The organism is Polaribacter sp. Q13, assembly GCF_016858305.2.
Classification (GTDB): Bacteria; Bacteroidota; Bacteroidia; order Flavobacteriales; family Flavobacteriaceae; genus Polaribacter.
The window spans coordinates 995630-1008100 of the sequence record NZ_CP074436.1 but is presented as its reverse complement, the minus strand read 5'-3'; the positions used below and the strand labels follow the sequence as shown (position 1 = coordinate 1008100).

At 30.0% G+C, this 12471-nt stretch carries 12 protein-coding genes and 1 riboswitch; of the genes, 3 read left to right on the top strand and 9 right to left on the bottom strand.

Going from position 1 to position 12471, the window contains the following annotated elements:
* Window positions 1-70: 70 nt before the first annotated feature.
* From JOP69_RS04115 to JOP69_RS04090, 6 genes are read right to left on the bottom strand one after another with little or no spacing between them, the layout of a single operon-like run.
* On the bottom strand, window positions 71-631 hold the full coding sequence (locus JOP69_RS04115) for a hypothetical protein (RefSeq protein ID WP_203392354.1): 561 nt from the start codon (window positions 629-631) through the stop codon (window positions 71-73).
* A 29-nt stretch (window positions 632-660) separates the two neighbouring features.
* On the bottom strand, window positions 661-1773 hold the full coding sequence (locus JOP69_RS04110; RefSeq protein WP_203392355.1) for an ABC transporter substrate-binding protein: 1113 nt from the start codon (window positions 1771-1773) through the stop codon (window positions 661-663).
* A 1-nt stretch (window position 1774) separates the two neighbouring features.
* Window positions 1775-2302 carry an alpha-ribazole phosphatase gene (gene cobC / locus JOP69_RS04105; RefSeq protein ID WP_203392356.1) on the bottom strand — a complete coding sequence of 176 codons (528 nt, stop codon included), beginning with the start codon at window positions 2300-2302 and terminating at the stop codon, window positions 1775-1777.
* Window positions 2287-3054, bottom strand: a complete 768-nt coding sequence (locus JOP69_RS04100) for an adenosylcobinamide-GDP ribazoletransferase (protein ID WP_203392357.1) — start codon at window positions 3052-3054, stop codon at window positions 2287-2289. The genes cobC and JOP69_RS04100 overlap by 16 nt, the downstream gene beginning before the upstream one ends.
* Before the next feature lie 4 nt (window positions 3055-3058).
* Entirely contained in the window at window positions 3059-4096 is a 1038-nt protein-coding gene (gene cobT, locus JOP69_RS04095) for a nicotinate-nucleotide--dimethylbenzimidazole phosphoribosyltransferase (protein ID WP_203392358.1), read from the bottom strand.
* Window positions 4097-4099: 3 nt separating this feature from the next.
* A complete protein-coding gene (locus tag JOP69_RS04090; protein WP_203392359.1) occupies window positions 4100-4603 on the bottom strand; it encodes a bifunctional adenosylcobinamide kinase/adenosylcobinamide-phosphate guanylyltransferase in 504 nt (167 codons plus the stop codon).
* Window positions 4604-4900: 297 nt separating this feature from the next.
* Window positions 4901-5121, top strand: a riboswitch (cobalamin riboswitch).
* Between the two features lie 147 nt (window positions 5122-5268).
* Here JOP69_RS04090 and JOP69_RS04085 point away from each other — a divergent pair.
* The gene (locus tag JOP69_RS04085; protein ID WP_203392360.1) at window positions 5269-7206 is read left to right on the top strand and encodes a TonB-dependent siderophore receptor; all 1938 of its coding nucleotides are present in this window, start codon (window positions 5269-5271) and stop codon (window positions 7204-7206) included.
* Between the two features lie 64 nt (window positions 7207-7270).
* On the opposite strand, the gene JOP69_RS04080 is transcribed toward JOP69_RS04085, so the two are convergent.
* From JOP69_RS04080 to JOP69_RS04070, 3 genes are read right to left on the bottom strand one after another with little or no spacing between them, the layout of a single operon-like run.
* The gene (locus JOP69_RS04080; RefSeq protein WP_203392361.1) at window positions 7271-7783 is read right to left on the bottom strand and encodes a hypothetical protein; all 513 of its coding nucleotides are present in this window, start codon (window positions 7781-7783) and stop codon (window positions 7271-7273) included.
* A 3-nt stretch (window positions 7784-7786) separates the two neighbouring features.
* Entirely contained in the window at window positions 7787-8506 is a 720-nt protein-coding gene (locus tag JOP69_RS04075; RefSeq protein WP_203392362.1) for a DUF3307 domain-containing protein, read from the bottom strand.
* Between the two features lies 1 nt (window position 8507).
* Window positions 8508-9122, bottom strand: a complete 615-nt coding sequence (locus tag JOP69_RS04070) for a SatD family protein (RefSeq protein WP_203392363.1) — start codon at window positions 9120-9122, stop codon at window positions 8508-8510.
* 238 nt (window positions 9123-9360) lie between these two features.
* On the opposite strand from JOP69_RS04070, the gene JOP69_RS04065 reads away from it, so the two are divergent.
* Both JOP69_RS04065 and JOP69_RS04060 read left to right on the top strand, forming a co-directional pair.
* Window positions 9361-11682, top strand: coding sequence for an ATP-dependent helicase (locus JOP69_RS04065; protein ID WP_203392364.1), 2322 nt, complete (start codon window positions 9361-9363; stop codon window positions 11680-11682).
* A 129-nt stretch (window positions 11683-11811) separates the two neighbouring features.
* Window positions 11812-12468, top strand: coding sequence for a DUF4290 domain-containing protein (locus JOP69_RS04060; RefSeq protein ID WP_203392365.1), 657 nt, complete (start codon window positions 11812-11814; stop codon window positions 12466-12468).
* The last annotated feature ends 3 nt before the right edge of the window (window positions 12469-12471 follow it).

The following is a 12471-nucleotide window of genomic DNA, read 5'->3' as shown; positions in this document are numbered from 1 at the left end:
ATGGTTTTATTAGATTATTGATGGAAATCAGTTTAAATCGAATAAAAATGAAATGTAATTTTATTATAAATTAATAACTCTTACTAACAAAAGGTATTTCTTTAAAACCAGTTACTTTATTGATTAGAATAGTTGCTGTAAAAAAATAGTTACAAAGTAAATTTGCGAATTTTGGTAAAATATCTGCAACTTCTTTGTTTTCATTATTGTGTATCATTACCATTAATCTAACGGCCTTCTTTGAAAGTGAAGAACACTGATTCAAAATACCTACAGGAGATTTTCCTCCGGGTAAAACAAAACCAGAAATAGCATCTTCTACTACTAACTTCATCTTTCTATAATGATCTAATAATTGTTGATGATCTTTTTCTGTAATAGCCAATTTACCTCTTATAGAACCATTAAGATGATAGCAAAGAGGCAATAACCAGTTCAATTCTTTTTCTAATTTTTTTAATTCTTTGCTATTAGGGTAATTTAAGATTAAAACAGAGAGTTCGTTAATAGCCCAAGCTACTGAACGAGTTAGTTGATCTGTTTCTATTTCGTAATCGCAAAGAGAAGAATCTTCATATATAAAAGGATAACAAAGCTCATCTATGTTAGATTTTGGATGTAATTTTTTCATTAAAATTATTGTTTTTATAGAAACTTAATTTAGTTCATTTTTGCGAAGAAAGTTAAGCTATAATTTGGTAACAAATTTGGGTGCGTAATTTTTATAATGTCTTTTAAAAGTAAATCTGGTCTTACAGGAGCTTTTTCAAAGTAAATAAGTCCGCCCGTTATTCCTTTATTAGTGGCATAGGTATACACGTTTTTATTCTTAAAAGTATTAAAAGAATTGTAAGATTGATTAGATCTTAACATTTCTTCTCTGCTTTCAAATAAACCACAACCAATCCAAAAATCGGCATCTTTTCCCTTGTCTAATACGCTTTCTATACTTAAAGGTAAGCTACCATTTCCTTTGGTGTTTTTCCATATATAATTTGTGTTGGCATCTTTAAAATAAGTAGCAATAAAACTTTTACCAGCTGGCATATACCATGTGTCTTTAAATAAATTACCAGAAATAATAGTGGGAATAGTTTTTGATTTTAAAGCTATTTTTTTTACAGCTAAATAATTAGACTCAATGACGTTAAAAATACTGTCTGCTTCTTTTTCTTTGTTGAATAAAACACCAAAAAACTTAATCCATTCTGCGCGACCTAAAGGAGTGTCTTCTAACCAATCTCCATTATAAATAACGGGAATTCCGTTTCTCATAATTGTTTTATATGTTTTGTTATTCCCATTTAAGCCAAAACCAATTACAAGATTTGGAGCTAATTCTAGTAGTTTTTCTGTGTTCATAGATCGTTCACTACCTAACTCAACAACCTTACCTTCAGCAATACGTTTTCTAGTTTTTTCTGAAGAAATAAACTTTGTTTGAGGAAATCCGGTTAAAAATTTTTCTGCTCCAATTTGTTCTAACATTGATATATGGGTAGTACTAGTTACCACGATGTTTTTAATAGGAATTTTTAATTCATTTTTACTAAGATCCGTTTTATCGCCAAGTAGGTAGGTAAATTCTACTTTAGAGTTTTGATACGGTTTTTTTATGACTAATTTTTTCTGATTATCTATTGTAATTATATCAAAACCTTTAGCATACTTTATGTTACTTTTTAGCGTTGTTTTTACTGTTGCTTGATTTGCTTTTTTTTGACAAGAAAAGAAGAGACTACTTATAATTAAGAAAGCTAAAAGATGTTTCATTTTAATAATTTATTTCTAAAACTTGTGCGTATTGTAATTTTAAATCAAAAGATTTTTCTAAAGGGATTTTATTGATAAAAGAATGCAAACTTCTCATAACACCTGCATGCGTTATAATAACAACCTTTTTGTGTTTTTGCTGGCTTATTTCTAAAAGAAAATTTGTAGTTCTAGCATGTAAATCTAAATATGATTCACCCTTTGTTACAGCAACCTTTACAAAGTCATTCATCCAAATATCTAATTCAGTTTTATTGATATCGTTCCAGTTTTGTAGTTCCCAATCTCCAAAATTTAACTCTTTTAAACGATCATCAAAAAGAACTTTATTTGAAAGTTTTTCGGCTAGCTTTTTACACCTTTTAAGTGGACTACTATAATAAACAGTTTCAGCATCATAAGTAGAAACTTTCTTTAAAATAGGTTTAATTTCCTCTAAAAAAGTATCAGTAACATCAATATCAGCTTGTCCGTAGCAAATTCCTTTTGCTATTTTGGGAGCTGTATGTCTAATTAATATAATCTCCATAAAACAAGTATAAAAAGATAAAAAACAACTTCTGCAACTTGTTGCAAAGCACCCGCACAATCTCCTGTTTGTCCGCCAATCCATTTCTTAAAAAAACGGGCTACATACCAATACGTTATTAATAAAGGTATAAGACATAGAAATACTCTGTAATTTTGGAAAAAGAAAAGTGGTAAAACTCCAAAAAAGCAAGAAATCACTAAAGATTTTGTACTCATTTGTGTTGTTGTCGGCTTTATTTTAGAAGTTTCAATATCTCTTACATACGGATGCGTGTAGAGTAGGATGGTAGCTATAAAACGACTAATAGCATGACCAGAAATAATAAGTAATGGAATATTTATAGCAGATGAACTAAGCGCTTGTATTGCTGAAAATTTTAATAAAAGAATTGAAAATAATCCAATAACTCCAAAAGTTCCTAATCTGGAATCTTTCATGATTAGTAAGATTTTTTCTTTGGTCCAGCCACCTCCAAAACCATCGCAAGAATCGGCAAAACCGTCTTCATGAAAAGCTCCAGTTGCCCAAATAGAAGAAATCATACTTAAAATAATAGAGATTTCTGGAGTAAAAAGAAACGTTGCCAAATAGTAAACCAAAGCAGCAATAGATCCTACTAAAATACCCACTAAAGAAAAGTAACGGTTACTTTTATTTAGCATTTCAGAGGAATGTCCTACCCACTTTGGGCAAGGTATTCTCGTAAAAAATAATATGGCAGTTAAAAAATAATGAATTTCTTTTTTCATAGCTTTAAGCTTCGCTTACATTGGCACTTTCAAAAGTGGCCATTTCGTTTAAAAATAGCACTGAAGATTGAATAATAGGCAGTGCAACCGCAGCTCCTGTTCCTTCTCCTAAACGTAAACCTAAATTTAAAACAGGTTTTACCTTTAAGAAATTTAATATTTTTTGATGACCTTGTTCTCCAGAAGAATGTGTAAAAATACAGTAATCTAATACATTTTTATCAATTGCATGAGCTGCCAACAAGGCAGAAGTTACAATAAAGCCGTCTATTAAAATAGTCATTTTTAAAGCAGCAGCTTCTAAAATTGCACCTGCAATCATTACAATTTCGAAACCTCCAAAAGTGGCGAGTGCATCAGTTGGTGCGTCTATATTTATGATGTGTTTTTGGTATACTTTTTTTAAAATTGTCTTTTTTTGTTGAAGACCTTCATCATTTAAACCTGTTCCTTTTCCAACACAATCTTCAATACCAATCGCTGTAAAATAACTCATTAAAAGTGCTGCAGAAGAAGTGTTTCCAATTCCCATTTCTCCAAAACCAATGGTATTACAGTTTTTTTGAAAAGATGTGTTTACTATTTCTTTTCCTTTTTCTAAAGCTAAATTACATTGTGCCATTGTCATGGCTTTTTCTATAGAGAAGTCTTTTGTTCCTTTTGCTGTTTTAGCAGAAATTAATGCATCACTTTTATCAAAATCGGCATTTACACCAGCATCTATAATTTTTAAATTGATCTTATTTTGTTTACAAAAAACGTTAATTGCAGCACCTCCATTTAAAAAGTTAAACACCATTTGCTGCGTTACTTCTTGTGGATATGGACTAACACCTTTTGATTTTGAAATACCATGATCTCCTGCAAATACAATAATAGTTGGTTCTGTAATTTTTGGAGTTAGTGTATTTTGAATGCTTCCTATTTTAATAGCAATCGTTTCTAACAAACCTAAAGAACCTATAGGTTTTGTTTTAAAATCTATTTTTTTTTGGAGGGCTGTTTGCATTTCTTTAGAAAGTGCTGTAATTTTTGAAGTCATATGTTATTTTAATTTTAGTGGTAATCCAGAGACCATAAAAGTCGCTTTGTTCGCTTTTTTTGCAATAAATTGATTTACCCAACCTTGTAGTTCTGTGAATTTTCTTCCAGATTCTGTTGTAGCATGCAGTCCCATGCCAATTTCGTTAGAAATAATAATGATATTAGCTTCTATTTTTGTGAGTTTTTCTATTTCTTGTTTGGCTAATTTTAAACATTCTTGCGTGTCATAATTGGTGTCAACATAAAAATTAGTAAGCCATAAAGTAACGCAGTCTATTACAACGGTTGTGTTTTTCGAAATAACGGAGCTAATGTTTTTTTCTTCTTCAATGGTGGTCCATCGTTCATCTCTATCAGAAATATGCCTTTCTACTCTTCGTTTAAAATCGTCATCCCAAATTCTAGAAGTTGCCAAATAAAAAGGTGTTTTAGAAATGTCTTCCGCCATTTTTTGAGCGTAACTACTTTTACCAGATCTTTCTCCTCCAGAAATATAATGAATCATAATTTTAAAATATATAAACACAAAGGTTGTAAACATTTTTTTAAAAAGGAAAGAATATCTAATGGAATTATCTTTAAATACTAACAACTAACTTTTCTTAAAAAGGCAAGTTGCCTTGTTATAAATTATATGTACTAATATTTATTACCTCTTTTTATAAGAGTACAGTTTTTTTAGAATGCTTTGCTAAATAGAATAGATTGTTTAGCTAAACTGTTATTTCCTAGCGTTTTTAGATAGCTAAAGAATTAGCTTATAAATGACAAAATATTAGTTTTTAATACTTAAAAATATTCTACATTTGACAAAAATTAGGGTTTTGTTCTTTTTGGGAACAAATTAAAAGGGAATTCGGTTTAACACCGAAGCTGTTCCCGCAACTGTAAGTTTATGCTGAATTTATTTCAGTACCTTATTTAAGGATGTTATTAAGTCTTTTACCACTGACAGACGTATGTTGGGAAGGTATAGTAACATAAAAACAAGCCAGGAGACCTGCCTAGATTTAAAAGATTATAACAATTAAAACTTTCGGGATAAAGGTTTATGTACTAATTCTATTTTGTACACAAATTTACCTGATTTATTTAGATTCCTTGTTCTGCAAGGAATGAAACATTATGGTTTTCTTGCAAAAGAAGAAGACTTAAATTAAATCATTAAAAATGAAAAGACAATTATTAATTGTTGGTGTTTTGGCATGTAGTTTTGCTAGCACAAATCTTTTTGCACAGCAAAAAGAAAAAGTAGAGGCTTTAGATGAAGTTGTTGTTACGGCAACAAAATTCAATCTAAAAAAAGAGAATACTGGTAAGGTAATTCAGAAAATTACTCAAAAAGAATTGCAACAAAATGCTGGTAAAAATGTTATTGAAATCCTAAATAATGTTGTTGGTATTGATGTTAGAGGTGTAAATTCTAATGCATCAGAACCAAGAAGTATTAATATTAGAGGAGGAAGAAATAGGCAAGTTTTAGTTTTAATTGATGGTGTGCCAGTTACAGATCAATCTGCAATTAATCAGCAATTCGATTTACGTTTATTAGCCGTTAGTCAAATAGAATCTATTGAAATTTTAAAAGGAGCATCATCTACATTATACGGTTCTGGAGCAGCTACTGCAGTTATTAATGTTGTTTTAAAGAAAGCTTCAGAAGATAAAATTTCTGGTTCTTTTGAAACAAGTGTTGGTACAAATAATACCGCAAATATTAAAGGAAGTGGATTGTCTGACAATAATCAGAATGTAAGTTTAAACGGTACTTTAGGAAAACTTAATTTCTTAGGTTCTTTTAGTATTACTGGAACAGACGGAATGTCTGCTGCAAAAAGTAAAACAAATGCTGTTTATGAAAATGATAGTTTTTATAGCAAAAATGCGTTGTTAAAATTAGGTTATGCAGTAAATGATAAGTTTTCTATTGAGACTTTCTTAAATTATGATAATTTTGATTATGATTTTGACGCAGGGGCTTTTTCTGATAGTGATGTAAATATTGGAGATCAAGAGCAGTTTAGAGTTGGTGTAAAACCAAAATACACTTATAATAAAGGAGAAGTTTACTTATTAGCCTCTGCAAATGTGGTAGAAAGAAATTTAGAGCAATTCAATTCTTTTGCGGGTGCTTTAGACAACTACGAATTTGTTGGTAGAAGTGTAAATTTAGATTTAGTAAATAGATATGATTTTAAGGATGGTAAAATTCAATTAATTACAGGTTTAAATTACCAAATTCATAGTAATAATACAATTACTCCTTTTGCAGAAATTGAAAAAGGAATTGCAAATTTTAATACTGTAGATCCTTATGCAAGTGTAGTGTATATAACAGATTTTGGTTTAAGTGCCAATGTAGGTGGACGATTAAATATTCATAATGTATATGGTAATCATGCAGTTTATGACGGGAATCTTGCGTACTCAGTTTTAAAGAATGAAAATGCTTCTATAAAATTATTAACTTCTTATAGTACTGCTTTTATTACACCAAGTTTGTATCAATTATATGATGGTTTTTCGGGTAATTTAGATTTAAAACCAGAATCTAATGAAACTTTTGAAGCAGGTTTTGATGTAAATTATAAAGATTGGCTTCAGTTTAATGTAGTTTATTTTAATAGAAAAGAAGAAGATGCAATCATTTATGATAATGCTACTTACAAATATGGTAATGGTTCTTCTGATGCAAATGGTTTGGAAATAAATACAAATATTACACCTCTTAAATTTTTAACTGTTAACGCTTCTTATACGTATGTAGATAAAGATAAAACAGAAGATTTTAACGATTATATTCCTGCAAATAAATTTGTAGCTGGTTTAGATGTAAATGCTTTTACAAATACATTCTTTAATATTACATATAAAAATGTAGGTGATAGAAGTATTTTTGATAGGTATGGTTCTTTTGGAACTGCTGGAGAAGATGTTATTTTAGAAAGTTACCAAGTATTAGATTTTGCTGCTAATTATAAATTATTAGAAGATACTGTAACTTTATTTGGTGGAGTTTCAAATATTTTAAATGAAGATTACGATGATATTTTAGGATTTTCTACACGTGGTAGAAACTTTAAATTAGGAGTAAGACTTCAGTTTTAATAAAGGGAAATTTGCTGTTTTCGAAAAGAGGAAGAAGACCATCTATTTTAGATGGTCTTTTTTTTTACAATAATTTTTTTACTTCATTCTTAATAAAACTAATGGCAGTGTCGGTCGGTGGTAAGGTTTTAGAGTAATCTACAATCACCTTTTCACGCAATTCATTAGCTGTTTTTGCAGTTTCTGCTACTTGTCTTAATTTATTAATAATCGTATTTTTTGTAGCCACAACTGCTGTCCAGGTATCATCTGTAATATACATTTGCTGCACTAAATTGTGTTCAAATTCTTGGTCTATATTTGCTATCAATAATTGTAAATAATCTTGCGTATCTTCTGTTATTGGTTTAATTCTAACCAACATCTTTACAGGGTTTATACGTTCACAAAACAACAACATACGTTCGTAAGCTTGTAATTTTATGGGTAAAGCTTCTTTTTTTCTTTGTGATAAAAGTGCTACTTTATCATCAGAATTTTGCTTTATTATCAATCTGTTAAATATATAATAAGCCATCAAACCTGTAACTGCAGCAGGTAAAATATAAGCAACACTTTCTATTAATCTTTCTTCCATAAATTAAAGTAATTTTAAAGAGTACAAATATAGAACTCCTAAAAAGATTGCAATACCAAAACTTAATAAAGTACCAATTAAAATGTATTCTGTTAGTTTTCTGTCTTTAGATGACGTTAAATCTCCAAATCTAAAAACGGATTTTGCAGCCAATAAAAAACCAATAGCTTCCCAATGATTGGTAATTACAAAGGTAAATACAAACAATCGTTCTAAAATACCAATATAGCGTCCGGCTTTTGCCAGAGAATCATCGTTTTCTTTTTTATTTTCCGGATTCCATTGGGTAATAATTATTTTTATAACAATAGAAGAAACAAAAATTACCAGCAGTAAAAATACGATCAATAATAAAATTGGATCTGTTATTAAGCTTTTTGGTGATAAAGAAAAATCAACATAAAAAGAAGTAGCAAAAGCTAATAATAGTAGATGTAGTATTTGATCTATAAAAAACCAAATTCGTTTTGTGTTCTTTTTTTGAAGATAGAGTTTTAAAAGATCTATCAAATAATGAGAACAGATAATTAACAGAAAAGCAAGCCAATACTTTTTAAAATTAAACTGAAGTATCAGTACTAAAAATAGGGCATGAAGTGCAATGTGATAATATAATTTTACAGATTTGACTTTCTTTTCTTCTTTGTTTTTAACCCATTTTTCTGGTTGAAAAACAAAATCTCCTAAAATATGTGCCAACAAAAATTTTAAAAATAAGAGCATTTTATAAATGTGTTTTTTGATTGATAATTTTTCTAAAACGTTTTTCTAGTTTCATAATAGGTTCAAATCCAGCACGTTTTTGGCGTTCGCTAACACGTCCTTGTGTAATTCCTAAAATAGCAGCAATTTCATTCTGCGTACTGTTTTCCGATTCTAAGGAAATTTTAAATACTTCAGCAGAGTTTTTTGTCCAGGAATCCATAGTTAATAAGGCTAAATCAAAAGCTATATTTAGTTCTGCATCAACTTCTTGCCAAGGTGTTTTTATAGCAATAGTTTGCTTTTTTAAATACGTATCAAACGCATAACCAGAGTTTATGAAGGCTTCACCGTTAGAGGCCGTAACTTCTGGAGTATTAAATTCTTTTTCTCCAATTCCTATTCCAATTCTAACATCTATATCTACAGTAGCTTTTAAATGAGATTTCAACTTTAAAGCTGCGTAAAAAGCATTTTCACAATTTTCTATTTCTAATTGAAAACTATCTCCTCTGTAAATCTGCCAATATTTTGGCGAATCACCAAAAGTACTTAACACTTCTTTTAGCGTTTCTAACCAAAAATTATCATCCTTCTTTCTAGAATTGATGATGTCACCTGTTAAAATACTAGTCATTTTTGAATCTTAATTTTTAGCTAATATATCATTTATTAGGCTAAATAACAAAATTATCTGTCTGTAAGCAGATATTTTAAATTATCTGTCTATAGGCAGATAATTGTGTTTATCTGTTCTTAGGCAGATATAGTTGGGATTCTTATGTAAAAATTGTGAATAAATAGTATTCGTCTTCTTTTATAGAAACGAATAGTTTGGTTAATTTCACACTTTCAAATTCCTTTAAAATAAACTATTGAGCACATATTTAGATTCTTTAAACGAAGCACAGAGACAAGCTGTCTTACAGAAAGATGGACCCATGATTATTATTGCGGGTGCGGGTTCTGGTAAAACACGTGTATTAACCTATAGAATTGCGCATTTAATGCAGCAAGGCGTAGATTCATTTAACATTTTATCGCTTACATTTACCAACAAAGCAGCCAAAGAAATGAAGGCAAGAATTGCTGGTGTTGTAGGTAATAGTGAATCTAGAAACCTGTGGATGGGAACTTTTCACTCCGTTTTTGCTAGAATTTTACGAACTGAAGCAGATAAATTAGGGTTTCCAACTAATTTTACAATTTACGATTCTCAAGATTCTGTTCGGTTGATATCAGCCATTATAAAAGAGAAGAATTTAAATAGGGAACAATACAAACCAAAACAGATTTTAGGAAGAATTTCTTCCTTTAAGAACAGTTTAATTACGGTAAAAGCCTATTTTAATAATCCAGATTTACAAGAAGCAGATTTACACGCAAGTAGACCAGAAGTTGGTAATATTTACAGAACTTATGTAGACAGATGCTTTAAAGCAGGAGCAATGGATTTTGATGATTTATTGTTAAGAACCAATGAGTTATTAGCCCGTTTTCCAGAAACTTTGGCAAAATATCAAGACCGTTTTAGATATATTATGGTAGATGAGTACCAAGATACCAATCACTCTCAATATATTATTGTGAGAGCTTTGGCAGACAAATTTGGAAACATTTGTGTGGTTGGAGACGATTCTCAGAGTATCTATAGTTTTAGGGGGGCAAATATTCAGAATATTTTAAATTTCCAGAAGGATTATCCAGAAGTAAAAACCTTTAAACTAGAGCAAAATTATCGTTCTACAAGTAATATTGTAAACGCTGCAAATTCTGTAATCGAAAAAAATAAAACAAAATTAGATAAAGAAGTTTGGACCTCTAATGATCCTGGAGATGCTATAAATGTAATGCGTACTATTTCCGATGGAGAAGAAGGTCGTTTTGTGGCACAATCTATTTGGGAAAACCAAATGAACCATCAATTAACTCCAGATGATTTTTGTGTATTGTATAGAACAAACTCACAATCTAGAGCTATTGAAGATGCCTTACGTAAAAAAGGAATTGAGTATAAAATCTATGGAGGGATTTCCTTTTATCAAAGAAAAGAAATCAAAGATATTTTATCATATTTACGTATTTTAATCAACCCAAATGATGAAGAAGCGTTAAAAAGAATTATCAATTATCCTGCTAGAGGAATTGGTGCAACAACCATAGATAGGTTAACAATTGCTGCTAATCATTATAAAAAATCAATTTTCGATATTATTAAATATATTGATAAAATAGATTTAAAAATAAATGCAGGAACTAAAAATAAGCTCCGTAATTTTATGACGATGATGCAAAGTTTGCAAATAGAATCGCAAACTAAAAATGCCTTTGAAATTGCAGAAACGGTAGTAAAAAAGACCTTATTAATAAAAGATTTAGAAAAAGACGGAACGCCAGAAGCAGTTAGTAAAGTAGAAAACGTTCAAGAGCTTTTAAACGGAATTAAAGACTTTATTACCGATAAAATTGAAGAAGGTGGAGATACCTCTTTAACTACTTTTTTAGAAGATGTGGCTTTGGCTACAGATTTTGATGCTAAAAAAGATGATGATAAACCCTCTGTTTCTTTAATGACCATTCACCAGTCTAAAGGATTGGAATATATGTACGTGTACATTGTTGGTTTAGAAGAAAACTTATTTCCTTCTGCAATGAGTATGAATACTAGAAGTGAGTTAGAAGAGGAGAGAAGATTGTTCTACGTGGCCATAACAAGGGCAGAAAAAGTGGCTTATTTAAGTTATGCGCAAACTCGTTATAGATGGGGGAAATTGGTAGATGCAGAACCAAGTAGGTTTTTAGAAGAAATAGATGATCAGTATCTAAATTACATTACACCAAAAAGTACAAATCCAGCAATTAATAATTTTGTTGATAAAAGTATTTTTGATGATGCTCCAAAAGGAATTCGTTTTCAAAAACCAATTCAACGTAAAAAAATGGAGCGTGATTTGGTGAAGAAAAAAGAGATTGTTATTCCTAAAAACTTAAAAAAAGTATCTCAAGCAACCTCAAAAGCAAATTTATTTGACAGCAATATTGTGGTTGGTAATTTTGTAGAGCACAATAGATTTGGAACGGGAGAAGTAATTGCTCTAGAAGGAAATGGACCAAATAAAAAGGCAGAAATTAAATTTGGTACGGTTGGTAAGAAGAAATTATTGCTACAATTTGCTAAATTAAAAGTGATTGGTTAAAAATCATCCATAAAACTAAAAATAAATTGTTATTTTGCAACGTTAAATAACTACAAACTATAATTTGTCAGTTCTAGTATCATAATTTTTAAGTGTGATGCATCGAGAACACTTCTCAAAAATAAATAAATGACATTCGATTTAGAATACAATTCAGAAAGACCGTTAATGATAATACCAGAATACGGCAGACATATACAAAAATTAGTAGACCATTGCTTAGCATTAGAAACTAAAGAAGAACGCGATAAAATGGCGAGAGCTATTGTAGATGTAATGGGTAATTTACAACCCCATTTACGCGATGTTCCAGATTTTAAACACAAACTTTGGGATCAACTATACATCATGGCAGATTTTAAATTAGATGTAGAATCTCCATATCCTCAACCGTCTAAAGAAGAATTACAAGAAAAGCCAGAAGGACTGCCTTATCCAAAATCTGCATCAAGATATCGTTACTATGGTAACAACATTCAAACAATGATAGATATTGCTTTAAGCTGGGAAGAAGGCGAGAAAAAAGAAGCTTTGGTATTTACCATTGCAAATCACATGAAAAAGTGTTACCTTAATTGGAATAAAGATACTGTGGATGACGCCGTAATTTTTAAACATTTATATGATTTATCTGATGGTAAATTAGATTTAAGAGAAACAGATGAGGCACTTGCTGAAAGTAAAAACCTATTAAGAAAACCACGTACACAAGGTCAGGGAGCTTCTAAAACTACTTACAAGAAACCACAACACAGTAATCAAAATAAAAATAGAAAAAGATATTAGTAT